The sequence below is a fragment of the Nocardioides sp. genome (assembly GCF_025965415.1).
Lineage (GTDB): Bacteria > Actinomycetota > Actinomycetes > Propionibacteriales > Nocardioidaceae > Nocardioides.
The window spans coordinates 1-25,200 of record NZ_JAOPWY010000108.1; the positions used below are offsets into that span (position 1 = coordinate 1).

Annotated in this window: 23 protein-coding genes; 9 read left to right on the forward strand and 14 right to left on the reverse strand. The window is 71.6% G+C overall.

Going from position 1 to position 25,200, the window contains the following annotated elements:
* On the forward strand, positions 1–690 hold a 690-nt coding region (locus JWN97_RS11320), incomplete at its 5' end, for an IS481 family transposase (protein WP_297622534.1).
* Here the strand turns inward: JWN97_RS11320 and JWN97_RS11325 are convergent.
* Complete coding sequence (locus JWN97_RS11325) at positions 635–2,260, reverse strand: hypothetical protein (RefSeq protein WP_297622536.1); 1,626 nt, start codon at positions 2,258–2,260, stop codon at positions 635–637. The two genes, JWN97_RS11320 and JWN97_RS11325, sit on opposite strands and share 56 nt — an antisense overlap.
* Before the next feature lie 319 nt (positions 2,261–2,579).
* The gene (gene glnA / locus JWN97_RS11330; RefSeq protein WP_297622538.1) at positions 2,580–4,001 is read right to left on the reverse strand and encodes a type I glutamate--ammonia ligase; all 1,422 of its coding nucleotides are present in this window, start codon (positions 3,999–4,001) and stop codon (positions 2,580–2,582) included.
* 178 nt (positions 4,002–4,179) lie between these two features.
* On the opposite strand from glnA, the gene JWN97_RS11335 reads away from it, so the two are divergent.
* Positions 4,180–4,563: an RDD family protein gene (locus JWN97_RS11335; RefSeq protein ID WP_297622540.1), complete on the forward strand. Its 384-nt coding sequence runs from the start codon at positions 4,180–4,182 to the stop codon at positions 4,561–4,563.
* Positions 4,564–4,611: 48 nt separating this feature from the next.
* On the opposite strand, the gene JWN97_RS11340 is transcribed toward JWN97_RS11335, so the two are convergent.
* The 6 genes from JWN97_RS11340 to lipB form a co-directional block, all read right to left on the reverse strand.
* Positions 4,612–5,319 (reverse strand): DUF4191 domain-containing protein, encoded by a 708-nt coding sequence (locus JWN97_RS11340; protein WP_297622542.1) that lies wholly within the window; start codon positions 5,317–5,319, stop codon positions 4,612–4,614.
* Positions 5,320–5,373: 54 nt separating this feature from the next.
* A complete protein-coding gene (lipA, locus tag JWN97_RS11345) occupies positions 5,374–6,315 on the reverse strand; it encodes a lipoyl synthase (RefSeq protein WP_297622544.1) in 942 nt (313 codons plus the stop codon).
* A gap of 51 nt (positions 6,316–6,366) precedes the next feature.
* Positions 6,367–8,523 (reverse strand): xanthine dehydrogenase family protein molybdopterin-binding subunit, encoded by a 2,157-nt coding sequence (locus JWN97_RS11350; RefSeq protein WP_297622546.1) that lies wholly within the window; start codon positions 8,521–8,523, stop codon positions 6,367–6,369.
* Positions 8,520–9,527 carry a xanthine dehydrogenase family protein subunit M gene (locus JWN97_RS11355; protein WP_297622548.1) on the reverse strand — a complete coding sequence of 336 codons (1,008 nt, stop codon included), beginning with the start codon at positions 9,525–9,527 and terminating at the stop codon, positions 8,520–8,522. The genes JWN97_RS11350 and JWN97_RS11355 overlap by 4 nt, the downstream gene beginning before the upstream one ends.
* A 1-nt stretch (position 9,528) precedes the next feature.
* Positions 9,529–10,002, reverse strand: coding sequence for a (2Fe-2S)-binding protein (locus tag JWN97_RS11360; RefSeq protein WP_297622550.1), 474 nt, complete (start codon positions 10,000–10,002; stop codon positions 9,529–9,531).
* Between the two features lie 124 nt (positions 10,003–10,126).
* The gene (lipB, locus tag JWN97_RS11365; protein ID WP_297622552.1) at positions 10,127–10,867 is read right to left on the reverse strand and encodes a lipoyl(octanoyl) transferase LipB; all 741 of its coding nucleotides are present in this window, start codon (positions 10,865–10,867) and stop codon (positions 10,127–10,129) included.
* Between the two features lie 86 nt (positions 10,868–10,953).
* On the opposite strand from lipB, the gene JWN97_RS11370 reads away from it, so the two are divergent.
* A complete protein-coding gene (locus JWN97_RS11370) occupies positions 10,954–11,505 on the forward strand; it encodes a hypothetical protein (protein WP_297622554.1) in 552 nt (183 codons plus the stop codon).
* Here JWN97_RS11370 and JWN97_RS11375 read toward each other — a convergent pair.
* From JWN97_RS11375 to lpdA, 5 genes are all read right to left on the reverse strand, one after another.
* Positions 11,451–12,341, reverse strand: a complete 891-nt coding sequence (locus JWN97_RS11375) for a TIGR01777 family oxidoreductase (RefSeq protein ID WP_297622556.1) — start codon at positions 12,339–12,341, stop codon at positions 11,451–11,453. The genes JWN97_RS11370 and JWN97_RS11375 overlap by 55 nt on opposite strands.
* A gap of 60 nt (positions 12,342–12,401) precedes the next feature.
* Positions 12,402–15,329 (reverse strand): ABC transporter ATP-binding protein, encoded by a 2,928-nt coding sequence (locus JWN97_RS11380; RefSeq protein WP_297622558.1) that lies wholly within the window; start codon positions 15,327–15,329, stop codon positions 12,402–12,404.
* Complete coding sequence (locus tag JWN97_RS11385; RefSeq protein WP_297622560.1) at positions 15,265–15,582, reverse strand: hypothetical protein; 318 nt, start codon at positions 15,580–15,582, stop codon at positions 15,265–15,267. The genes JWN97_RS11380 and JWN97_RS11385 overlap by 65 nt, the downstream gene beginning before the upstream one ends.
* 638 nt (positions 15,583–16,220) lie before the next feature.
* Positions 16,221–18,056, reverse strand: coding sequence for a 2-oxoglutarate dehydrogenase, E2 component, dihydrolipoamide succinyltransferase (gene sucB / locus JWN97_RS11390; protein WP_297622562.1), 1,836 nt, complete (start codon positions 18,054–18,056; stop codon positions 16,221–16,223).
* Between the two features lie 45 nt (positions 18,057–18,101).
* Entirely contained in the window at positions 18,102–19,478 is a 1,377-nt protein-coding gene (gene lpdA / locus JWN97_RS11395; protein ID WP_297622564.1) for a dihydrolipoyl dehydrogenase, read from the reverse strand.
* A 140-nt stretch (positions 19,479–19,618) separates the two neighbouring features.
* On the opposite strand from lpdA, the gene JWN97_RS11400 reads away from it, so the two are divergent.
* Complete coding sequence (locus JWN97_RS11400; protein ID WP_297622566.1) at positions 19,619–19,990, forward strand: hypothetical protein; 372 nt, start codon at positions 19,619–19,621, stop codon at positions 19,988–19,990.
* Between the two features lie 190 nt (positions 19,991–20,180).
* On the opposite strand, the gene JWN97_RS11405 is transcribed toward JWN97_RS11400, so the two are convergent.
* Positions 20,181–21,692 carry a leucyl aminopeptidase gene (locus JWN97_RS11405; RefSeq protein WP_297622568.1) on the reverse strand — a complete coding sequence of 504 codons (1,512 nt, stop codon included), beginning with the start codon at positions 21,690–21,692 and terminating at the stop codon, positions 20,181–20,183.
* Positions 21,693–21,746: 54 nt separating this feature from the next.
* Here JWN97_RS11405 and gcvT point away from each other — a divergent pair, with 54 nt between their 5' ends.
* The 5 genes from gcvT to thyA form a co-directional block, all read left to right on the forward strand.
* Positions 21,747–22,856, forward strand: coding sequence for a glycine cleavage system aminomethyltransferase GcvT (gene gcvT, locus JWN97_RS11410; RefSeq protein ID WP_297622570.1), 1,110 nt, complete (start codon positions 21,747–21,749; stop codon positions 22,854–22,856).
* Position 22,857: 1 nt separating this feature from the next.
* The gene (locus tag JWN97_RS11415; RefSeq protein ID WP_297622572.1) at positions 22,858–23,109 is read left to right on the forward strand and encodes a hypothetical protein; all 252 of its coding nucleotides are present in this window, start codon (positions 22,858–22,860) and stop codon (positions 23,107–23,109) included.
* 56 nt (positions 23,110–23,165) lie between these two features.
* Positions 23,166–24,023, forward strand: a complete 858-nt coding sequence (locus tag JWN97_RS11420; RefSeq protein ID WP_297622574.1) for a hypothetical protein — start codon at positions 23,166–23,168, stop codon at positions 24,021–24,023.
* A 145-nt stretch (positions 24,024–24,168) separates the two neighbouring features.
* Positions 24,169–24,936, forward strand: coding sequence for a class I SAM-dependent methyltransferase (locus JWN97_RS11425; protein WP_297622576.1), 768 nt, complete (start codon positions 24,169–24,171; stop codon positions 24,934–24,936).
* A 9-nt stretch (positions 24,937–24,945) separates the two neighbouring features.
* Positions 24,946–25,200, forward strand: a 255-nt coding sequence (thyA, locus tag JWN97_RS11430; protein ID WP_297622578.1) for a thymidylate synthase, incomplete at its 3' end; no start/stop codon positions are given.

Here is a 25,200-nt window from a genome sequence, read left to right on the forward strand (position 1 = left end):
TACCGGTGCCCGCGGCTGAAGTGGACCGACCCGGCCACCGGGGCCCGGATCAAGTGGGCCAGGGCCAAGGCGAACCACTACCTGCATGAGGCGCCCGGTGACCTGGTCCACGTCGACATCAAGAAGCTCGGGAAGATTCCCGACGGCGGCGGCTGGCGCATCCACGGCCGCGGCTCAGAGCAGGACAGGCGAGTTCACGTCGCACGCACCACCGCGGCCCGCGCCGGCGCCTCGCCATCGCGTGGCTACGCCTACCTGCACCACGCCGTCGATGACCACACCCGGCTGGCCTACTCCGAGGTCCTCGCCGATGAACGCAAGGAGACCGCTGTGGGGTTCTGGCGACGGGCCCGCGCCTGGTTCGCCCGCCACGGCATCACCGTGCGCGCCGTGCTGACCGACAACGGCTCCTGCTATCGCTCAAAACTGTGGGCCAAGACCCTGGCCGGGCAACGGATCAAGCACCGCCGGACCCGTCCCTACCGGCCCCAGACCAACGGCAAGGTTGAACGCTTCAACCGCACTCTGCTCGAAGAGTGGGCCTACGCCGTCGAGTACCGATCAGAAGCCGAACGCCTGGCCAGCTACCCGGCCTGGCTCCACTTCTACAATCACCACCGCGGACACACCTCGCTCAAGGGCAAGTCACCCATCGACCTCGTGCCCAACGTGCCCGGACAGAACAGCTAGCGCTCAGCAGCGAGAGCAAGAACCGCGATGTGGCCTCGAAGTTGGCGCCGCGCTCCCACGCCTTGTCAAGATTGTCGACAAGAACCGCAATGCGTCGGTACTGATCTGTGGCGGCTTCGCGAATCTCCCGGTGAAGATCCTTGAACCAGTGGACGCCAAGTGACGCTCCCACAACTTCTCGCAGTTCACGATCATCGCTCGCGCTTATGGAACGCGTGTGAATCTGCTCAACCATGTCCTCCAGTCGCGTGGCGAGGTCGGACGTCCGCGCGACGCCCATTCGGTCCAATCTCTTGTCCAAGGCAACCAGCTCTGGCGAGCCGCCTACTCCGGCTGGGTTGTTTTCGGCCGCGGCCAGAATGTGCGACGCCACCTCCGTTGATAGGAGGAAGTTCCAGAGGTTGTTCAGGAGGTACTCGCTGCCGGCGTGTAGATCGAAGCGTCCAACGAGGTCTACCAACCCTCCGAGCTCATACGAGGTCGGCTTGACCTTGACCACTAGGTTCCGGCGGTCCTTCTCAAGATCGGCCGCAGCTTGGAGCATTGTGGCGGTCTTACCGGTCCCCTTGCGACCCACGAACACTGTTGCCTCGCCCTGTACCAGGCTTGTGAACTCCCGGGTCGGCAGGAAGTAGTCGTCAAGTCGCGAGTCTTCGTTTTCGGCAACGTACTGCCCGAACGAACTCACAGGCAGATCCAGCTCCATAGCCAGGCGCCCGAGTCGTCGACTGCTGCCTGGCTTAAGTGGCAGCGATGCGAGCCAGTCATCCACGTGGCGGACCATCTGGGCAGCGGTGGTGTAATTGAAAAGGAGGTCGCGATAGTCGAGGGGGCTCACATACTCGGACTCGGCGAGCATGAGCACAGGTCGATCCCACCCGTACGCGAAGCCAGCAAGGAAGCTTGAGCGTGCGTTGTGCTCGATAGCGCGGCTTCGGTCAGGGTTCATGAAATGGAAGATCGCCGCTGCCGAGCGGAATATCTCTCCCGCGTAGTAGGACAGAGGGGCCAGACCAAGGTCGTCGCCGCTAGCCAACACTTGGATGCTGCCCCGGTTGTTCAGTTCCTTGTCGAGCATGTCAGCGGCTTGGAACCGAACAGGGACGGTCGGCGCAAAGACGGCATTCATCTGTTGTGGCTTCGAGTCCGCGAGAAGTCCAGTCAATAGAGATTCGCTCGTGACCGCCATCGCTAGATTGGCTCCAACCAGTTCGGCTAGGCGAGCGCCGTTGCCATGGTAATCCAGCCGTCCGATTGTGGAGAAAAGTTGAACGCCATCCCACAGCCTGTGTGCGCTATCAAGCGACTCGTCCATCGCAAAAAGAAGACCCTTGTTTTTCGCTAGGGCGTACCCGGCCTCGAACAGTACATTGCGATTCATGGAGCTAATCTCGGCCACAACGACGTCGCATCGGTCGATTGCTTCCGTGATCACGTCTATCAGAACGCGACCACCGGGCTGAAGCTCTCGCCATGTTGAACTCGGCGTGCCCGTGTCGGTCAGCGAAGATGCGGCCGTCACCATTGCCTCACCGCAGGAGGCTGGTTGCGACGCGTACGCGAAGAACACCGAGCGGTTGCTTGAAGAGTCCACAGCGTGAGCGTGCCACGTGATGTCAGGGAACGCATGACATTCCCCGGCCGTGTTGGACGGAACCAACGTTGGACGGCGACCAGCGCCAGGCCGGTTGCTGCCGCGTCATAGTGGGCGGGGTGGGCTACGGCGGATCAACGGATTAGCAGGACGCCACGCTCCATGCCACATCCATGCGACATCCATGCCACACGACAACTGAGAACGTCCCAAGACAACCGAAGGTGTCTTGGGACGTTCTCGTACGTGAGGCGCTGATCACGGGACAAACCCACAGGTCAGCGCTGAGCGTGGCTCAGATGTCGTAGTAGAGCTCGAACTCGTGCGGGTGGGGGCGGAGCTGGACGGGCGCGATCTCCTGCGTCCGCTTGAAGTGGATCCACGTCTCGATCAGGTCGTCGGTGAAGACTCCGCCGACCGTCAGGTAGTCGTGGTCCTCCTCGAGCGCGTCGAGGACGGCACCGAGCGAGGTCGGCACCTGGTCGATCTCGGCCATCTCGTCCGGCGGCAGCTCGTAGATGTCCTTGTCGATCGGGGCCGCGGGCTCCGTCTTGTTCTGGACACCGTCGAGGCCGGCGAGCATCAGCGCCGCGAAGGCGAGGTAGGGGTTCGCCGACGGGTCGGGGAAGCGGGTCTCGACGCGCTTGGCTTTCGGGTTGGCTCCCGTGATCGGGATGCGGACCGAGGCGGAGCGGTTGCGCGAGGAGTAGACCAGCGAGATCGGCGCCTCGAAGCCCGGCACCAGGCGGTGGTAGGAGTTCACCGTCGGGTTGGTGAAGGCCAGCAGCGACGGCGCGTGCTTGAGGATGCCGCCGATGTACCAGCGCGCCATGTCGGACAGGCCGGCGTAGCCGGTCTCGTCGAAGAACAGCGGCTCGCCGTCCTTCCACAGCGACTGGTGCACGTGCATGCCCGAGCCGTTGTCGCCGAAGATCGGCTTCGGCATGAAGGTGACCGACTTGCCCTGCTCCCAGGCGGTGTTCTTGATGAGGTACTTGAACTTCATCACGTCGTCGGCGGCCTTGAGCAGCGTGTCGAAGCGGTAGTTGATCTCCGCCTGCCCGGCGGTGCCGACCTCGTGGTGGGCGCGCTCGACGAGGAGGCCGCTCGCCTCGAGGTTCTTGACCATGTCGGCGCGCAGGTCGCTGTAGTGGTCGTACGGCTCGACGGGGAAGTAGCCGCCCTTGAGGCGGGTCTTGTAGCCGAGGTTGTCGTCGCCCTCCTTGCCGGAGTTCCACCAGCCCTCGACGGAGTCGATGTGGTAGTAGCCCTCGTTGACGCCAGTGCTGTAGCGGACGCTGTCGAAGATGTAGAACTCGGCCTCGGGGGCGAAGTAGGCGGTGTCCGCGATGCCGGTCGAGTCGAGGTAGGCCAGGGCCTTGCGGGCGATGTTGCGCGGGTCGCGGCTGTAGGCCTCACCGGTGATCGGGTCGTGGATGAAGAAGTTGACGTTCAGCGTCTTCGACTTGCGGAACGGGTCGATGTAGGCGGTGGTCGGGTCCGGGAAGAGCGACATGTCCGACTCGTTGATGGCCTGGAACCCGCGGATCGAGGACCCGTCGAAGCCGAGGCCGTCGTCGAAGACGCTCTGGTCGAAGGAGGACACCGGCACCGTGAAGTGCTGCATGATGCCCGGCAGGTCGCAGAAGCGGACGTCGACCATCTCGACGCCCTCGTCCTTGATGAACTTGAGCAGCTCATCGGAGTTGTTGAACATTCGGTCCTCCTTGACGGCGCCCAGCGCACGTCGAAGTAGCAGCGTCACGACAACGGTGCGTCGTTGCACCGGGGGTCACGTTAGGTGGGAGCAGTTTCTTGACCGTATCCCGTTTGTTTCGGCCGTGTTACAAGTGACCGGTTGATGGCGGGTGCCGGAGCTCACCTAGGCTTGCCGCGTGACCAGCGCTGTAACACCCGAGCTGCAGCCCGCGACCTGGGGACGGCGCATCCTGGCGCTCTTCGTGGACTGGGTGACCTGCCTGGCCGTCGTCGAGGGGCTGGTCGCCGTCGGTGTCCTCGCGGGCAACCCCAACGGGCTCGGCACGCTGGGGCTCTTCGTCGTCGAGTCGGCGCTCTTCACCGCCGTCGCCGGCGGCTCCTTCGGCAAGCTCGCGGCCCGGGTCCGGGTCGTGCGCCACGACGGGTCGGGTCAGCCCGTGTCGCTCCTGCGGGCCCTGCTGCGGTCCGTGATGGTGGCGCTGCTCGTCCCGCCGCTGCTCACCTTCGACGGACGCGGGCTGCACGACCTGGCCGCAGGCACGCGGACCGTCAGTCTCTGACCGGGTCTCGTGACGGGTCGCTGCGCGACCTCCTCGACCAGCGGGTCCTCAGCGGCCGCGCTGCTGCGAGCGCATGCCCTTCATCGATGTCGGGATGGGCCCCTTGGGCAGCGGCAGCTTGCCGCGCTGCGCGTCGAGCGCCTTGAGCCGCTGGAGGATGTCGGTCATCTCGGCCGGCTTGACCGAGCGGCCGAGCTTCTGGACGTGGCGCACCAGCTTGGGCAGCGGGATCTCGCCCTCGCCGCGGCCGGCGACGATCTCGTGGATCGGCACGCCGTAGGCGACGCGCTCGTGCTTCTTGCGCTCGTTGACCAGGAGCTGCTTCACGCGTGCCTGGCTCGAGCCCTCGCCGACCAGGACGATGCCGGGCGGACCGACGACGCGGTGCACGACGTCCTGCTGCTTGGTGAAGCCGACCACGGGGTCGACCTTCCAGCCGCGCTTGAGCATCTGGAGGGCGCCCGCGGCGGCGGCCGGCTGGCCCTCCATCTGGGCGTACGCCGCCCGCTGGGCGCGGCGGCCGAAGATGAGCAGCGCGAAGAGCAGGCCGATCATCAGCGCGCCGACGATCGAGATGATCAGCGACAGCACACCGTCGCCGGGCAGCAGCCACATGAGGCCGAAGCCGAGCGCCGCACCCACCACGAACGCACCCAGGATGATCCAGCCCAGGCGCGGGTCGCTGCGCTTGGCCATCTGGTAGGTCTGCATGATCTGCCCACGGCGCGTGGTGGGCGTGGTGGCGGGGGTCGACATGAGGTGGCCTTGTCCAGCTAGAGGTCGGCGGAAACGGTGAAGCGGTGGTGGGGGTCAGACGGCCGCGGCGGCGCGCGCGTCCATGGCCTGACCGTACAGCCGACCGGCGCGGTAGGACGAGCGCACCAGTGGGCCGGACAGCGCGCCGGCGAAGCCGATCTCGTCGGCCTCGGCCTTGAGCTCGACGAACTCCTCCGGCTTGACCCAGCGCTCGACGGGGTGGTGACGCGGTGAGGGGCGGAGGTACTGCGTGATGGTGATCAGCTCGCAGCCCGCGTCGTGCAGGTCGCGCAGCGCCTGGCTGACCTCCTCGCGGGTCTCGCCCATGCCGAGGATCAGGTTGGACTTGGTGACCAGGCCGAAGTCGCGCGCCTGGGTGAGGACGTCGAGGGAGCGGTCGTAGCGGAAGGCCGGGCGGATCCGCTTGAAGATCCGCGGCACGGTCTCGACGTTGTGCGCCAGCACCTCGGGGCGGGACTCGAAGACCTCGGTCAGCAGGTCGGGCTTGCCGTTGAAGTCGGGGATCAGGTTCTCCACGCCGGTGCCGGGGTTGAGCTCGTGGATCGCGCGCACCGTCTCGGCGTACAGCCAGGCGCCGCCGTCGGGCAGGTCGTCGCGGGCGACACCGGTGATGGTGGCGTACTTGAGCTGCATCTTCTGCACCGACTCCGCGACCCGGCGGGGCTCGTCGCGGTCGAGCGGCTGCGGCTTGCCCGTGTCGATCTGGCAGAAGTCGCAGCGGCGGGTGCACTGGTCGCCACCGATGAGGAAGGTGGCTTCCTTGTCCTCCCAGCACTCGAAGATGTTGGGGCAGCCGGCCGACTGGCAGACGGTGTGCAGGCCCTCGGACTTCACGAGGTTCTGCAGCGCCGTGTATTCGGGGCCCATCTTGGCCTTGGTCTTGATCCACTCCGGCTTGCGTTCGATCGGGGTCTCCGCGTTGCGGATCTCCAGTCGGAGAAGCTTGCGTCCTTCGGAAGTGGCAGCGGCAGTCACACGCGCACTCTACGCCGCGCCGAGAGGCCACCCAATTCGCCCTCGGCACCCTCAGAGCAGCAGGTCGGGGGTGATCGGGAGTCGCCGGATGCGGCGCCCCGTGGCGTGGAAGACGGCGTTGCCGATCGCGGCCGCGACCCCGCACAGGCCGACCTCGCCGACGCCCTTGACGCCGACCGGGTTCAGGCGGTCGGGACCGCCCACGAACTCGACCTCGAGGTCCGGCACGTCGGCGTTGACGGCGACGAGGTAGTCGGCGAGGTGGGCGTTGGTGATGCGGCCGGTCTGCGGGCCCGCGTGCAGGTCGGTGACCGTGTGCTCGAGCAACGCGTGGCCGATGCCGCCGACCGTGCCGCCCACGACCTGGCTCCGGGCCGTGCGCTCGTTGAGCACCTGGCCGCAGTCGATGACCGACACGAGGCGCTCGACACGCACCAGCCCGAGGTCGGCGTCGACGCGCACCTTGGCGAACTTCGCCCCGAAGGCGCCCGACGGCGACATGCCCAGCTCGGCGGCGTCCGGCTGGTCCGCGGTGGCCTCCGCGGCCACCTCGTCGCGGTCGCCGACCGCGTGCGACAGCGTCGCCCGGCCGGGCACGGCGTCGAGGCCCAGGTCGCCCAGCACCTCGGCGACCGCCAGCGCGGTCGCGTTGGAGATGGCCATCGCGAGCCCGGAGCCGCCGGCCGGGGGAGAGGGCGGCAGCGAGCTGTCGCCGAGCACGACCTCGACCTCGGCCAGGTCGAGGCCCAGCCGCTCGGCGGCCACCTGGGTGACGATCGTGTAGGTGCCGGTGCCGATGTCCATCGCCGCGCAGTGGACCGCGGCGGTGCCGTCACGGCGTACGACGACCCGCACGGTGCACGGCTGCTGGAAGTAGAAGAACGACACCGCCGCCATGCCGTAGCCGACCAGCTGGTCGCCCTCGCGCATCGAGCGCGGGGCGGGGTCGCGGTCGCCCCAGCCGATCAGCTCCGCGCCACGACGCAGGCACTCGCCGAGTGCCTTGCTCGACCACGGCAGGTCGTCCTGGTCGGGGTTGGTGACGGCGTCGTTGCGCAGCCGCAGCGCGACCGGGTCGATGCCGAGCTCCACGGCCAGCTCGTCGAGCGCGGTCTCCAGGGCGAAGTTGCCCTGCGCCTCACCGGGAGCGCGCATCGAGCCGGGCGGGGAGATGTGCAGGCGCACCTGGTCGACGTCGGCGCGCAGGTGCTCGACGGCGTACCCCTGCCGGGTGCCGGAGACGACGTTCTCCGGGTTGTCGTCGTCCACGGCGACCGGGATGGTCGCGGTGTGCTCGACCGCGGTCAGGGTGCCGTCGCGGCGGGCGCCGAGGCGCACGTGCTGGACGGTCTCGGGGCGGTGGCCGACCCCGGTGAACATCTGCGGACGGCTGAGCACCACCCGCACCGGGTGGCCGACGACCCTGGCCGCCATCGCGGCGGCGTGGATGTAGGGCCACGGGCGCAGGCCGGAGCCGAAGCCGCCGCCGAGGTAGGGGCACTCCACCCGCACGTCCTCGCGGGCGATGCCCCACGACTCGGCCAGGCAGTCCGCGGTGTTGGACGGCCACTGCGTGGTCGCCCACATGTGCAGCGCGTCGCCGTCCCACTCCGCGCACGCGGAGAAGAGGCCGAGCGGGTTGTTGGTGTTGTCGCCGGTCACGTAGTCGGCCTCGACCACCACGTCGGCCTCCGCGAGCCCGCGTTCGAGGTCTCCTCGGACGCTGTCGGCACCGGCCGGGTCGTCGTCCTCGCGTGGCGCGCGGGGGTCGTTGAGGTCGACGACCGGCTCGGCGACGTCGTACGTCACGCGCAGCAGGGAGGCGGCGTGCACCGCCTCCTCCCGGGTCTGGGCGACGACCATCGCGACGTAGTCGCCGTGGAAGCGGACGGTGGCGTCCTGGAAGGGCGGGCGCGGGGCGCGCTCGTCGGTCGACGCCTCGTTGGGCCGTACGACGGCAGGGGCGTCGTGGTGCGAGATCACGGCGACGACACCGGGTGCGGCGAGCGCGTCGCCGGCGTCGACGAGGGAGACCTCGCCGGAGGCGATCGTGGCGCCGACGAGCACCCCGACGAGGGCGTCGCGGGGCGCCAGGTCGTCGGCGTACGGCACGGCACCGGTGACCTTGAGGGGCCCGTCGACGCGGGTCACGCCCGCCCCGACGACGGGGGCGCCGGTGGCGGCGGGGGCGTCGGTCGTGGTGGTCATGCGGTCACCTCCGTGACGTCGCGCAGCTGGCGGACCAGGGTGCGGCGGGCGAGCTCGGGCTTGAACTCCGTGCCGGGCACCATGAAGGCACCCTCGAGCTCGGCCTTCGCGGCCTCCTCGAAGAGGGCGAGCGACGCCCTCCGGCCGCGCAGCACGTCCTCGGCGCGGGTGGCGCGCCAGGGCACCGACCCGACGCCGCCGAGACCGATGGCCACGTGCGCCAGCACGCCGTCCTCGAGCCTGGCGACGACGGCCGCGGAGGTCAGCGCGAACTCGTACGACGCCCGGTCCCGCACCTTGAGGTAGCCCGAGCGCGCGTGGGGGACCGGGATCTCCAGGTGGGTGATGAGCTCACCGGGGGCGAGGACGTTGTCGCGTGCGGGGTCCACGTCGGCGCGGACGTGCAGGTCGGCCACGGCGACCGTGCGCCCGCCACCCGGGCCGTGGAGGCGCACCCGCGCGTCCAGCGCCACGAGTGCGACGGCGAGGTCGGAGGCGTGCACGGCGATGCAGCCGGCGTCGACGCCGAGGACGGCGTGGGTGCGCGCGGTGCCCTCCACCGCGGCACACCCGCTGCCGGGCACGCGCTTGTTGCACTGGGGGACCGTCGGGTCGCGGAAGTAGCGGCAGCGCGTGCGCTGGAGGACGTTGCCGCCCACCGTTGCCATGTTGCGCAGCTGGGGCGAGGCCGCCAGCAGCAGGGAGTCGCGCAGCACGTCGAGCCCCGCGACCGCCGGGTGGCGCGCGAGCTCCGCCATGGTCACCGCGGCGCCGACGACCAGGAGCCCGTCGGTGGCCTCGACCTCGCCGAGCGGGAGGCGACTGATGTCCACGAGGGTGCCGGGGGACCACACGCCGTCGCGCATCAGGTCGAGCTGGGTGGTGCCGCCGGCGATGAAGACGGTGTCGTCGGGACCCTGGACGGCCCGCGCGATCGCGTCGTTCGTGACCGCGGACCCGGCGGCCTCGACGTCGTCGACACGGGTGATGGTGAAGGGATGCATCTCAGGCCTCCCGGGCGGCGTGGGCGCCGAGGACGGCGTCGACGATGCGCGGATAGGCGCCGCAGCGGCACAAGTTGCCGCTCATCAGTTCGCGCACGTCGTCCGCGGTCTCCCACCCGCCCTCGTCGAGCAGGGCGACCGCCGACATCACCTGGCCGGCCGTGCACGCGCCGCACTGGAAGGCGTCGCAGTCGACGAAGGCCTGCTGCACGGGGTGGAGCCGGTCGGTGGTGCCGATGCCCTCGACCGTGGTGACCTCGCGCCCCTCCACCTGGGCGGCGAGCGTGAGGCAGGAGAGCACCCGGCGGCCGTCCAGGTGCACGGTGCAGGCCCCGCAGGCGCCCTGGTCGCAGCCCTTCTGCGTGCCGGTGAGGCCGAGGGTGTCGCGCAGCAGGTCCAGCAGCGAGCGCCGCGGATCCACCTCCACCGACTGCGGCGCTCCGTTGACGGTCACCGACAGGGGAAGCTGGCTCATCCCACGAGCCAACCAGACCGGGATGGGCGACGGACCACCCCTCCGCGTGGGCGGTGCCGACGCTCAGTCGTGGACGTCGAGCAGCCCGTCCACGTCGGCGAGGACCGCCGCGACCGAGGCTCGGTCAGCGCCCGGGGGTGACCAGCTGGATGCGCGGGCCGTGAGCGGGCTCGGGGCGCGACTCGTAGTCCGGGGTGGGGGCGTAGGGGAGCCAGGCGAGGTACGCCGCCAGGTGCCGGCGCACGCTCGGCAGCACGTCGGTGACGGTGACGTCGCGCCCGGTCTCCTCGGACAGGGACGTGACGCCCGCGTCGGCGATCCCGCACGGCACGAAGCGGTCGTACCAGCCGAGGTCGACGTCGCAGTTGAGGGCGAAGCCGTGCATGGTCACCCCGCGGCTCACCCGGATGCCGATCGCGCCGATCTTGCGCTCCGGACCTCGGTCGTCGGCGCGCAGCCAGACGCCGCTGCGGCCGGGCACGCGGGCGGTGGTGACGCCGAAGTCGGCGCACACCGCGATCAGCGCCTCCTCGACCCGGCGCACGTAGTCGACGACCTTGACGTGGTCGGGCAGCGTGACGATCGGGTAGCCGACGAGCTGGCCGGGGCCGTGGAAGGTGATCTTGCCGCCGCGGTCGACGTCGATGACGGCGGCACCTCCCGGGTCGAGCGGGCGCTCGTGCGCGTCGGTGCGCTTGCCGGCGGTGAAGACGGGCGGGTGCTCGAGCAGCAGGACCGTGTCGGCCCGGGTGCCGGCCACCACGGCCTCGTGCACGCGGCGCTGGACGTCCCAGGCGGCGAGGTAGTCGACGGCGTCGTCGCCCAGACCGGCGACCTCGAACTCCAGCTCGTGCTCCTGCGGCATGCCCGCGAGCCTACGCCCACGCGGTCACCGGTCGGGCCTGTGGATGACCGGGCGCACGGCACCCGGAAATCGGCGAGGGTGGCGAGGTGGACCCTCGTCGGCTGCTCCCCGTCCTCACCGCACTCGCCTGTGCGTGCGTGGTCGCGACCCTGGTCGTCGCGCTGGCGCGGCCGGGCGGCAGGTCACCCGGGGCGACCCCGGCACCCGAGCGAGCCGGGGAGGGACCGGTCGGGATCCTCGCAGCCTGGGACCGGCGCCGCGCGGAGGCGTGGGCCACGGGCGACGTCGGGGCCCTGAGGAGCCTGTACGCCGTCGGCTCGCGCACCGGCGCCGCCGACGCACGACTCCTGCGCGACTACCGCCGACGCGGCCTGACCGTGGAGGGCCTGACCACCCAGGTGCTCGCCCTCGACGTCGTCGAGCGGTCGTCGACCCGACTGGTGCTGGTCGTCACGGACCGCGTCGTCGGTGGGGAGGCCCTGGGCGCGGCGTCTCCCGTCGCTCTTCCGGCGGACCGGGCCTCGACGCGACGGATCGTGCTCGTGCGGGTGGCCGGGAAGTGGCGGGTGGCCGAGGCGCGCTATCAGGCCAGCGCGGCGGCCAGCACCTCGCGGACGTCCTCGTCCTCGAAGTCGTAGCCCGCGCGCTCCAGCGCGGTCGGCCGGGCGTTGATCGAGCCCAGCAGCTCGGGGGCGAGGTCGCCCGCGGCCGGCTTGAGGAGGGCCGAGGGCACCGCGAGGAAGGCCTTGCGGTGCAGCGCGGCCGAGAGGGCCCGGGTGAACTCGGCGTTGGTCGGCGGGGTGGGGCAGCAGAGATTGAAGGCGCCGGAGACGTCGCGCGACTCGGCGAGGTAGCTCACCGCGCCGATCCAGTCGCGCAGTGAGATCATCGGCATGTACTGCTCGCCCGAGCCGAGACGGGCCCCGCCGCCGAGCTGGAAGAGCAGCCGCAGCTGCTTGAGCGGCGGCGACGTCCGGTCCATCACGGGAGCCGTGCGGAGCACGCACACGCGGGCCCCGGCCGCGCGGGCGTCGTCGGCAGCCGACTCCCACGCCCGGGCGACCCGGGTCAGGAAGGCGTCGCCGATGCTCTCGGATTCCTCGGTGACCGGGGCGGCATCGTGGTCGCCGTACCAGCTGATGCCGTTGCCGGCGAGGAACGCGGGCGGCCGCTCGCTCGCGGCGATCGTCCTGGACAGGAGGCAGGTGGTCGAGACCCGCGACTCCATGACCTCCTCGGCCCACTTCTTCGAGTGCGGGTTGCCGGCGATGCTCGCGCCGGCGAGGTTGATCACGACGTCGGAGCGGCCGACGAGGTCGGCGTCCACCTGACCGGCGCGCGGGTCCCACTGCGACTCGCGTGCCGAGGTCGGCTCCCGGCGCACGAGCGCGGTGACCTCGTGGCCGTGCTGGCGCAGGTGCGCGGTCAGGTGGGTCCCGAGGAAGCCCGAGGCTCCCGCAATCACTACGCGCATGCCACCACCCAACCACCCGACCAAAGCGTCGGCCGCTCGGAGTCCTGGGTCCGGAGGCGGTCAGCCGGCGAGGTGCGCCCAGCGGGTCGACAGCTCGCGCCAGGGGCCGTGATCGACGACGCGGCCGGAGTCGAGCACGACGACGCGGTCGGCCTGGGCCAGCGCGGCCGACTTGCTGGTCGCGCCGATGACCGCGGCGCCCCGGGCGCGCAGCGCCTGCCACAGCTCGATCTCGGTGGCGGCGTCGAGCGCGGAGGAGACGTCGTCGGCCAGCAGCAGGTCGGCCTCGGTGGCCAGGGCCCGTGCCAGGGCGAGCCGCTGCACCTGGCCGCCGGAGAGGCGTACGCCGCGGTGGCCGACGAGGGCGTCCGGCCCGCCGGCCTCGGAGACGTCGCGGCCCATCCGCGCCGACTCGAGCGCGGGCACGACCGGGCGGTCCGGGTGGTCGAGGGCGACGTTGCCGGTGAAGCTGCCGGACAGCACCCGCGGCACCTGCGCGACATGGGCCACGCGCCCGGGTCGGAGCGTGGTCTGCGGGTCGTCGACGACCCGGTCGTTCCACCGGATCTCGCCGGTGCTGCTGACCAGGCCGGCCAGGGCCCCGAGCAGGCTGGACTTGCCCGAGCCCACCTGGCCCAGGAGCAGCACGAGCTCGCCTGCGTGCACCTCGAGATCGACCTCCTGGACGCCGAGGGTGCCGTCGTCGTGCACGGCGGAGAGGTCACGGACGGTGAGGGTGTGCAGCGCCTCGCGCGCGGGCGTGGCCGGGTCGGGGCCGGTGCCGCGGACGAGGTCGACCCCGGGCGGCAGGTCCATCAGGTCGCCGCCGCCGGCGAGCCTGCTGGTGGCATTCATCCACGCGCGGACGCCGGGGGCCTCGGTGACCACGGCTCCCGCCACGCGGCCGAACCAGTCGAAGCCGCTGACGGCGTTGGCGACCAGCAGCGCCGTCGCCAGCTCCCAGCGACCCGAGAGCAGGCCGGCCCAGGCGGCGACGACGCCGAGCTGGACCATGACGACGGGGACGCCGTCGAGGAGCGCCTGGACGCGGTGCTCGCGCACGGCGGCGTCGACGCGTCCGCCGTCGACCTGGCGCAGGTGCGCGTGCACCTGGGGAGTCGCCGCGGCCAGCTTGACCGTGCGGACCGACTCCAGCGCCGAGACGAGGGACTGGCCGAAGCGGGCCCGCGCGGTGGACGCGGCCGCGGCCGAGCGTCCCGCCACCCGACGGCCCAGGGTCGAGGCGAGCGCGGAGACGACCATCACGGTCAGCAGGACCGCCCCCGCGACCCAGGTCTGCGCGATGAGCGCGGTCATCGCGGCCACGACGAGCCCGTTGACGAAGTCGACCCAGCGGTCGGTGTAGCGCGCCAGCCGGTCGGCGTCCATGGTGCGGGCGACGACCTCGCCCGGCGGCGTACGGACGAGGCGGCGCTGCGCGGTCTGCCCGTGCAGCACCGCGGCACGCACGCGCAGGCGCACCTCGACCCACCAGTGGGGGTAGGTGCGGAAGGCCTGCGAGAGCAGCAGCGGGCTGACGACCAGCGAGACCACGAGGGCCAGGGCCAGGAGGCCCGGGCGCTGGCCGTGCTGGAGATCGGTGACGATGTGTCCCCAGATCCACCCCGTGACCGCGCCGAAGGCACCGGTGAGGGAGGCCACCAGGAACAGCGCGGCCCCCAGGAGTCCCCACTGCGGCTGGATGCTCACGGTGTGGAGCACCTGGCGCGTCAGGCTCGGGGTGGGCGCGAGCTCGGGCGGGGGCGGGGGAGTCGTGCTGCGGCGCACCGACCCGATGGCGGCGTCGTCGTGGTGGTGCTCCTCGACGACGGCCTCGTGGGCCGCGGCCTCGAGCAGCTCGCGGAAGGGGCCGTCGGTGGCGGCGAGCCGGTGCCGGGGGCCCTGCTGGACGACGCGCCCGGACTCGAGGACGGCGACCTGCTCGGCGCGCTCGGTCGTGGAGAGTCGGTGGGCGACGAGGATGCCGGTGCGCCCGGAGATGAGGCGGTCGGCGGCCCGGACCACACGCGCCTCGGTGACCGGGTCCATGCGCGCGGTCGCCTCGTCGAGGACCACGACGCTGACGTCGCGCACGAGCAGCCGTGCGAAGGCGACGAGCTGCTCCTCGCCGGCCGAGAGGCTGGTGCCGCCGGGGCCGAGGACGGTGTCTAGGCCCTCGGGCAGGCCGGCGACCCAGTCGGTCAGGCCGAGCTCGGAGACGGCCGCCTCGACCGTTGCGCGGGGGACGTCGTCGAAGAGGGTGATGTTGTCGGCGAGGGTGCCGGCCAGCACCTCGGTGCGCTGGGTGACGACCCCGACCGCGGAGCGCAGCTGCTGGAGGTCGAGGTCGAGCACGTCGACGCCCCCGAGGAAGACCGTGCCGCGCGGCGGCTCGACGGCGCGGGACAGCAGTGACGCGAGGGTCGACTTGCCCGATCCGGTGCGACCGACGAGGGCGCAGGTGTGGCCCGCGGTCAGCAGCAGGTCGACGTCGCGGAGCGCGAAGGTGCCGGTGCCGTAGGTGAACTCGAGGTGGCGGAACTCGACGTCGAGCGGTCCGTCGGGCACCGGGAGGCCGCCGGTGGGCTCGGCCGGTGAGGCGAGCATGCCGCGCAGGCGCAGCACCGCGCCGAAGCCCTCCTGGAGGTCGGGGAGGTGGCGGGCGAGCATGTCGACGCCGCCCACGAACATCGTGGTCACCAGGAAGAGCGTGACCAGGCGGGCCGTCGAGAGGTCGCCTGAGAGCACCAGCGCGATGCCCACGACGCCTACGGCCGCCAGGGCGCCGTGCAGGAGGCCGCCGCTGCGACGGGTGATCCGCACCTCGACCGCCAGCACGGCGTCGAGCGCGCGGTGGACGACGGAGGCCAGGTGGGCGTTGCGTCGGAGCACGTGGGCCTGGCCCAGTGACGTGCGGAGGTCGTCACGGGCCGCGACGCCCTCCTCGGTCGAGGCGGCGTGGTCGGTCCAGGCGGCCTCCTCGATCACCTTTCTGCGCGACCTGCGGCAGGAGGCGTCGTACGACGAGGAAGGTGGCGACCGCGGTCAGGGGGAAGAGGAAGGTCGCCGGCCACCAGGTCACGCTGGCGACGACCCACAGCGGGCCGGAGGCGAGGAAGGTGCGGGCGGCCTGCCACACGCCCCAGCGCATCAGCTGGCCGACCTCCCACGTGTCGTCGTCGATCCGGTCGAGGACCTCGCCGACGGCCTGCTCGGAGAGCTCGGAGAGCGGCTGTGCCATCGCGGCGTCGAGGAGGTCGGACCGCAGCTGGCCCTCGGCCCGGGTCGCAGATCGTGGCCCAGATGGTCTTGGCGACGGTGTCGATGACCGCGCCACCCACCACGCACAGGCCGAGCAGCAGCAGGAGACGGTCGGTGGGGACGTCGGCGAGCCGGCCGGCGACCAGCGAGCCGAGCGAGGCGGCGATCGCGCCGACGAGGGACATCGAGAAGCAGAGGTAGGTCAGCGGGCGGCGTACGCGACGCCAGTCGACCGGCTGACGGTGCTCGGGGAGACCCGACGTGGAGGTGGTCGTCGGCTCTGCTGCGCGGGAGGTGTCGGTGATCGTCACGATGTCTTCAGGCTAGGTGGTGGGTCGGACAGTGCGCCTGTGGTTTTCGGCTGCTGCCCGGCCCGGATAGTCCGCATCAGAAAGCTCCTCGCGACCCGTCGGGAGGGAGCCCATTGATGCGGACTATGGGGCGGGTGGCCGAGGGGGGACGCGGCGACGCCCCGCCCGCACGTGGCGGACGGGGCGTCGTACGAGCTGGGCTCAGGTTTCGAGACGGCCGGTGCCCAGCGTTCGCAGGCTCACGCTGCGCCGGCCCCTCAACCTCTTCGCCCGACGCCGACCGTCGCTTCGCTCCGGTCGGCTGGGCTCAGATCTCGAACTGGCCCGCCTCGAGGCGCTGCTTGACCTCGCGGAGGAACCGGCCGGCGTCGGCGCCGTCGACCAGGCGGTGGTCGTAGGTCAGCGACAGGTAGACCATGTGGCGGACCGCGATCGTCTCGCCGAGGTTGGCGTCGTCGATCACGACCGGCCGCTTCACCACGGCACCGGGGCCGAGGATCGCCACCTGCGGCTTGTTGATGATCGGGGTGTCGAACAGGGCCCCGAAGCTGCCGAGGTTGGTGATCGTGAACGTGCCGCCGGACAGCTCGTCCGGGGTGATCTTGTTGGTGCGGGTGCGCTCGGCGACGTCGGCGATCTTCTTGGCCAGCCCGGCGATCGAGAGGTCACCGGCCTCCTTGACGACCGGCGTCAGCAGGCCCTTCTCGGTGTCCACGGCGAACGCGATGTTCTCGCGGTCGTAGTAGGTCACCTCGCCCTTCTCGGCGTCGATCGCCGCGTTCAGCTTGGGGTGCAGCTTGAGCGCGTCGATCGCTGCCTTGGCGAAGAACGGCAGGTAGGTCAGCTTCACGCCCTCGCGCGCCAGGAAGTCCGCCTTGGCGGCCTCCCGCATACGGGCGATCGAGGTCACGTCGACCTCCATCACCTGGGTGAGCTGCGCGGCCTCGGTGAGCGACTCGACCATGCGGGTCGCGATGACCTTGCGCAGTCGCGACAGCGGCTCGGTGGTGCCGCGTAGCGGCGACGGGGCGGACGACGGTGCGGACGCAGCAGCGGGAGCGGCGGGAGCTGCCGCGGCGGGTGCCGCGGCGGCCGGAGCGGCCGCCTCCTTGGCCGCGGCGGCCGCGTCGAGGACGTCCTGCTTGCGGATGCGACCACCGACACCGGTGCCCTGCACCTGCGCGAGGTCCACGCCCTGCTGGTCGGCCATCTTGCGCACCAGCGGAGTGACGTACGCCGTCTGGTCGCGGCCGCCCTCGCTCGCAGCCGGGGCTGCAGGCGCGGCGGGCGCCTCCTCCTTCGGCTGCTCCTGGGCGGGCTCGGGCTCGGGCTCGGCGGCCTTCGGCTCCTCCTTGGCGGGCTCCGGCTCCGGCTCGGGCTCGGGCTCGGGCTCCGGCTCGGGCTCTGCGGCGGCCTCGGGCTCGGGCTCGGGTGCGGACTCGGCGGGCGCGGCGTCGCCGGACCCGATGATCGCGAGCTCGGCACCGACCTCGACGGTCTCGTCCTCCTCCGCCTTGATCTCGAGCAAGGTGCCCGCGACCGGCGAGGGGATCTCGGTGTCGACCTTGTCGGTGGAGACCTCGAGCAGGGGCTCGTCGACGGCGACCTCGTCGCCGACCTTCTTGAGCCAGCGGGTCACGGTGCCCTCGGTGACGGACTCGCCGAGGGCGGGGAGGGTCACGGCCGTGCCGGATCCACCACCCGAACCGCCGGACTCGCTGGCCGCCGGCTCCTCCTGCGCGGGGGCGTCGTCCTTCTCCGACTCGGGGGTGGAGTCGCCGGCCGGGAGCTCGCCGGTCTCCTCGGCGACCTGCTCCTCCTGCTCGGCCTTCTTCTCCGACTCCTCGGCGTCCTGGGGCTGCGCCTCGGGCTCGGCGGAACCGGAGGCGTCGCCGGCGGACTCGCCCTCCTCGCCGATCACGCCCAGGACCGCGCCGACCTCGACGGTGTCGTCCTCGTTGGCCTTGATCTCGAGGAGCGTGCCCGCGACGGGGGACGGGATCTCGGTGTCGACCTTGTCGGTGGAGACCTCGAGCTCCGGCTCGTCGACGGCAACCGTGTCACCGACCTGCGTGAGCCAGCGGGTGACGGTGCCCTCGGTGACGGACTCGCCGAGTGCGGGGAGGGTGACTTCGGAGGCCATGTGTGTCCTTCGCTCGCGTGTGTGGTTGGAGAAAATCTGGGGTGGTCAGGAGTGTGCGTGCAGCGGCTTGCCGGCCAGGGCCAGGTGGGCCTCGCCGAGAGCCTCGTTCTGGGTGGGGTGCGCGTGCACGAGCGGCGCGACGTCGTCGGCGTGCGCCTCCCAGTTGTAGATGAGCTGGGCCTCGCCGATGAGCTCGCCGACCCGGTCTCCCACCATGTGGACGCCGAGGACGGGGCCGTCGGTAAGGCCGACGAGCTTGACGAAGCCCTGGGTCTGCAGGATCTGGCTCTTGCCGTTGCCGCCGAGGTCGTAAGTGATGGTCGTGACGGCGTCGCCGTGACGCTCACGGGCGGTGGCCTCGTCGAGACCGACCGAGGCGATCTCGGGGTGGGAGTAGGTCACGCGCGGGATGCCCGACTCATCGATGGGGCGAGGGTCGAGGCCGGCGATGTCCTCGGCCACGAAGATGCCCTGCTGGAACCCGCGGTGCGCGAGCTGGAGGCCGGGCACGATGTCGCCGACGGCGTACACGCCCTCGACGTTGGTGCGGCAGCGCTCGTCGGCGAGCACGAAGCCGCGGTCCATCTCGATGCCCTGCTCGGCGTAGCCCAGGCCGTCGGTCGACGGGCCGCGCCCGACCGCGACGAGGAGGACCTCGGCCTCGATCACGTCGCCGCCCTCGACGGTGACGGCGACCCCGGTGTCGGTGGTCTTCACGCTCTGGAAGGGCGTGCCGGTGAGGAAGCTGATCTTGCGCTTGCGGAAGGCCCGCTCGAGGGCCTGGGAGGAGGCCTCGTCCTCGACGGCGACGAGCCGCGGGAGGGCTTCGATGATGGTGACGTCGGCACCGAAGGACTTCCAGACGCTGGCGAACTCGCAGCCGATGACCCCGCCGCCGAGCACGATGGCCGAGGCCGGCACGCGGTCGAGGCGCAGCGCGTGCTCGGAGGCGATGACCTTGTCGCCGTCGACCTCGAGGCCGGGGAGCGTACGGCTGTAGGAGCCGGAGGCGAGCACGACGTGGCGCCCGGTGTAGTCGGTGCCGTCGACGGTCACGGTGCGGGGGCCGGTCAGCGTGCCGGCGCCCTCGATGACGGTGATGCCGCGCGACTTGATCAGGCCGGTGAGGCCCTTGAAGAGCCGGTCGACGACCTTGTCCTTGTAGGCGTTGACGCCCACCATGTCGATGCCGTCGAGCGTGGCGGAGACGCCGAACTGGCCCGCCTCGCGCGCCGAGTCGGCGACCTCGGCGGCGTGCAGGAGCGCCTTGGTCGGGATGCAGCCCACGTGGAGGCAGGTGCCGCCCAGGTTGCCCTTCTCGACCAGCCCGACCGTCAGGCCCAGCTGCGCCGCTCGCAGGGCACAGGCATATCCACCCGAACCAGCCCCGAGGACCAGGACGTCGAACTCACCGTCCGCCACTGATTTCCCTCCACACGCTCGACTCGCTTGGACCGCGACCATCTTTGCACTCTTTGTGAGCCTGTCCACACCGGGTCACGGTCCGTCGAAGAAGCCCGAAGAGTGGGCGGCGTGAGGTGCGCCCCGGCAGAATGTCCGCCATGGGTCTGTTCGATCGTTTCCGCCGCAAGGGGCGCACCAGTCGTCCGGCGCGGGATGCCACGCGCACCGGGTCGACCCGCGTCCGCGCCGCCGACGGCGAGGACGTGCGTCACCTCGAGAAGTTCGTGACGACCCACCAGGGCGTCGAGGGGTTCGTCGAGCCGCGCACGGCCGTCAGCGACGTCACCATCCTCCTGGTCGCGCACGACGGCGAGTGGACGCGGCGCCGGGTGCCCAGCGTGACGTGGGCGCACGAGTTCGCCAACCGGCACCGCGTGCCGTCGTACGACGCCGCGGTGGTCGGCGTGCCGCAGCGGATGCGCGACTACAACGCGCGCAAGAAGGCCCACCGCAAGCTCAACGGCCTGTGAGGCCCGCACTCGCGGCGAGGTTCGCCGGCGAGCAGCAGGAGCTGCTCAAGCCGGCGTCCGGCTGACGGGCTCCCGGCCTCGGTTTCGACACGCTCGCTGCGCTCGCTGCTCAACCAGCGGGGACACGCTCGCTGCTCAACCAGCGGCGGAACACCGCTCGCTGCTCAACCAGCGGGGGACAGGCTGCCGCTCAGCCGGCGTCCGCGGCGAGCGCCCGGGCGAACTCGACGAGGGTGGTGACGCCGAAGCCAGTCGCGCCGGAGGGCACGTGGCCGTAGGGGCTGCCGGTGTTCATCTCCTTGCCGGCGATGTCGAGGTGCGCCCAGGGCAGGCCGTCGGTGAACTCGCGGAGGAACGCCGAGGCGTACAGGCCGCCGCCCCAGCGCACCCAGTCGTGCTGGAGCAGGTCGGCGATCTTGGAGCTGTGGATCCGCTCCGTCATCTCCTCGGGGATCGGCATCCGCCAGTGCTGCTCGCCGGCCGCGGCACCGGCCGCGAGGACGGCGGGGACCTGGTCGTCGGTGCCCATCACGGCGCCGACCTTGTCGCCGAGGGCGAGCTGCATGTGACCGGTGAGCGTGGCGATGTCGAGGACGACGTCGGGCTTCTCCTCGACCGCCAGGGAGAGCGCGTCGCCCAGGAGCATGCGGCCCTCGGCGTCGGTGTTGGCGATCTCGACGGTGGTGCCGTTGTGCATGGTGATCACGTCGCCGGGACGCGTCGAGGTCGCGGAGACCATGTTCTCTGCCATCGGGGCGAAGGCGGTCACCCTGATCGGCAGGCCGAGCCGCGCGATCGCGAGCGTGGCGGCGACGACGCTGGCGGCACCGGCCATGTCGCCCTTCATGTTGACCATGCTCGACGACGGCTTGATCGTGAGGCCGCCGGAGTCGAAGGTGACGCCCTTGCCGACCAGCGCGAGGTGGGCGACCGCGTCCTTGGGGGCCCAGGTCAGCTTGGCCAGCCGCGAGGGCGACTCGGACGAGCTGCCGACGCTCAGGATGCCCCCGCAGCCCATCTCCGCGAGCCGCTCGTGGTCGAAGACCTCGAGCGTGACCTTGGGTGCGCCGCGGCCCTTGGTCACGGCCCTGTGGGCCGCGGCCACCAGGTCGGCGAGCAGCGGGGGAGTGCAGTCCTTGGGCGGCGTGTTGACCCAGTCGCGGCACAGCACGACCGCGTCGGCCAGGATCTCCGCGCGCTCGAGGGCCGCGACCGCCTCGGCGCGGCGCGCAACGGGGCTCAGCACGACGACGTCGGTGGGCTCGGTGGCCTCACTCTGCTTCGACTTGTAGGCCGTGAACGTGTAGCCGCCGAGCCGGTGGCCCTCGACCACGGCCTCGATCAGCTCGGGGGTCTCGCTCGGCAGCGCCAGGGCGACCGAGGCCGCGTTGGACACGCTGCGCGCCGCGACGCCGGCGGCACGTCGTACGGCGACGGGGTCGGCCGGGTCCTCGCCGAGGCCGACGAAGACCAGCAGCGGCGCGTTGACCTCGTCGCGGGTCGGGGCCTTGACCGCCTCGCCGGCCTTGCCGGTGACGCCCATGGTCGACAGGAAGGGCCGCAGCCGGCGGCCGTAGGCCTTGGAGACCTCGTCGGCCGCCTCGCACAGCCGGGGCCCCTTGTCGCCCGCCACGACGCCCACGACCACGGCGTCGGCACGGGTCTTGGCGGGGTTGGCGGTGCGCAGCGAGTACGTGGTCACCTGCGCATGCTAGGCGAGTCCTGACGCCCTCGCGGCTGAGGTAGGTTTCGCGGCATGGCCGGAACGCTCAAGCAGTCGCCCCTCCATGACCGTCACGAGGCCCTCGGTGCGAAGTTCGCCGAGTTCGGCGGATGGTCGATGCCGCTGGAGTATCCGACCGGTGTCGTCAAGGAGCACACGGCGGTCCGTGAGTCCGTCGGCATCTTCGACGTGAGCCACCTGGGCAAGGCCATGGTGTCGGGTCCGGGCGCCGCCGACTTCGTCAACGCGACCCTCTCCAACGACCTCGCCAAGATCCGCGCCGGGAAGGCGCAGTACACCCTCTGCCTCGACGAGTCGGGTGGCATCGTCGACGACCTGATCGCCTACTGGCACGACGACGAGCACGTGCTCCTCATCCCCAACGCGGCCAACACCGCCGAGGTCGTCCGGCGCCTGCAGGCGGCCGCGCCCGAGGGCGTCAAGGTCGTCAGCCACCACGAGGACTACGCCGTCCTGGCCGTCCAGGGAACCCGCTCGGACGAGGTGCTGGAGAAGGTCGGCCTGCCCACCGGCCACGAGTACATGTCGTTCGTGGAGGCCGAGTTCGGCGACGACGGCCTCGGCGTCGTCGTGTGCCGCACCGGCTACACCGGCGAGCGCGGCTACGAGCTCGTCGTCGCCAACTCCGCCGCGGGCGAGCTGTGGGACCGCCTGATGGAGGCGGGCGAGGAGCACGGCATCGCCGCCTGCGGCCTGGGTGCCCGCGACACGCTGCGCACCGAGATGGGCTACCCGCTCCACGGCCAGGACATCAGCCTCGACACCAACCCGGTCGAGGCCGGGCTGTCGTGGGCGGTCGGCTGGAAGAAGGACGCCTTCTGGGGCCGCGCGGCGGTGACGCAGGTCAAGGAGGAGGGCCCGAAGCGACGGCTGCGCGGGCTGGTCGCCGTCGGCCGCGGCATCCCGCGCCCCGGCATGGGCGTGACCCTGACCCAGGACGTACCCCTGGCCGACATCACCTCCGGCACGTTCTCGCCCACGCTCAAGAAGGGGATCGGCCTGGCGCTGATCCCGGTGATGGTCGCGGAGGACGCGCAGGTGGGCGTCGACATCCGCGGCCGGCGCGAGATCTTCCAGCTCGTCAGGCCGCCGTTCGTCGACCCGTCGGTGAAGGAGTCCTGACGTGCTCCCCGGACAGCCCCCGACCTTCCGGCAGCCCTCGGCCTCCGAGCGGCCGTGGTGGTGGCGCCTCGAGGACGCCGCCGGTGAGCCGGTGGAGATCGCCGAGCACGCCGACCAGCGCTTCTCCACGCAGGGCGACGCCGAGTCCTGGGTCGGGGAGATCTGGGCGGACCTTGCCGAGCACGGCGTGGCCGCGGTGACGCTCTTCGAGCACGAGCGGCAGGTCTACGGGCCGATGTCGCTCAGCGCCTGACCCCATCCGCGGCCGCCCCTCGTTCCGAAGCACCGCCGACGAGGGAGGTGGCAGTGGTGGGCGACACGGACTTCGCGCGCTACGTCGACGCCCGCTGGGCCGACCTCGTCGGTGGCCTGGAGGACGAGGGGGTCGCCGCCGCCGACGCCCGCCTGGCGGTGGCCGAGACCCTGCTGGCGAGCCGCGGGTCCTGGACGCGGCGGGTCCGCGACGAGCAGGTCGACGTCAGCCTGTGGGCCGAGCTGCGCGAGCGCACCGGCCTGCCCGCGCGACCGGGTGAGGCCGCACCCCACGGCGTACGTCCCCTCGACCCGCACGACGCGGCCGACGAGTGGCTGGCCAGGGCCGCACAGGTGCGGGCGTCGCGCCGCCGCCGCACCGCTCGGCGCGCCATGGTGTGGGTCGCGGTCGCCGCGGCCCTGCTCGCCGGATGGATGTGGTGGGCCGCCCGGCCCAAGCCGCCGGAGGTCCGCGAGCAGGCCAACCCGCTGCCGGTGATCTGGTACGCCCAGGGCGAGCTGCACCTCGCGGAGGTGGTCGTCGAGCTTCCCCGCGTGGACGCGTTCGTGGCCGCAGGCACCGGCGTGGTGGCGCGGCTCTCCTCGGGCGACCTGGTGCGGGTCGACGCGGAGGGGGACGTGCACGACACGGACGAGGCTCCCGCCGCGCTCGACGAGGTGCCCGAGACGCCGGCGCTCCCGGAGCTCGGTCCCTACGACGTCCTGGTCCAGAGCGTCCCGGTGCCCGGCGGCGGCTGGGCCCACCTGATCGACTCGTCGCGCCGGGACGGGGCGCAGGACGCCGTACGGCAGTCGGAGTCCGGGCGCCGCGCGCTCGTCGTGTGCACGGCCGACCTCGACTGCGGCGAGCCCGTCACGATCACCGAGGCCGACGGGTCGATCCGGCTGCGCTGAGGGATCGGGGTGCTGCTGCTGCCGCCAACTCACGAGTTGGTCAGCCAACTGGTGAGTTGGCGGGTTGGGGCGGTCGGAGGCGCCGGAATCGCCACCCAACCCACCAACCGACGAGTTGGCGGGGGTGGTCGGTAGCCTCGCGGCCGTGGCCGAGGCGCTGTGGACGGGTGTGGCTCGGGTGTACGCGCAGAGCTTCGCGGGACTGTGCGCCGGGGCGATCCCGGCCCTCCTCGACGGGCTGCCGCGCAGCGGTCGGCTGCTGGACGTGGGCTGCGGCACCGGTGCCCTCGTGCAGTCCGCGCGGGACGCCGGCCTCGAGGCCATCGGCGTCGAGCCCGACCCCGAGATGGCTGCGCTGGCCGGATCGACGCTGGGCGAGGAGGTCGCCGTGGACGGGCTCCCCGACCTGCCCCTTGCCGACAACGGCTTCGACGTGGTGACGGCCAACTTCGTGCTCAACCACGTGGACGACCCGCGAGCCGGCGCGCGCGAGCTGGCCCGCGTCGCGGCGCCAGGAGGCCGCGTGCGGGCGACGATCTGGGGGAGTACGCCGCCGCCCCAGGCCGTGATGTGGAACGGGCTGCTCGACGAGGTGGAGGCCGTGCGCCCGCCCTCACCGCGGCTGCCGGCCGATCGCGACTTCGAGCGCACCCCGCGCGGACTCGCCGGGATCCTCAGCGAGGCCGGTCTCGCCGTCACCTCGACCGGCACGCTGTCGTGGCAGTGGCGCCCGGCGCCCGACGACCTGTGGGCGGGGCTCACCTCGATCGGCAACTTCGGCGTCCTCTGGCGGGCGCAGTCCGACGGCGTGCGGGTCCGCCTGCGGACGGCGTACGACGACCTGGCCGGCGGGGACGACTTCGCCTTCGACGTCACGTGCGTCGTCGCCGAGGCGCGCGTCCCGAGGTCGTAGAGTCGTCCCGTGCGCGCCTACCTCGACCTCCTCCAGCGGATCCTCGACGAGGGCGTGGAGAAGACCGACCGCACCGGCACCGGCACGCTGAGCGTCTTCGGGCACCAGATGCGCTTCGACCTCGCCGAGGGATTCCCGCTGGTGACGACCAAGAAGGTGCACACGCGGTCGGTGTTCGGCGAGCTGCCGTGGTTCCTCCGCGGCGACACCAACGTGAAGTGGCTGCAGGACCGCGGCATCTCGATCTGGGACGAGTGGGCCGAC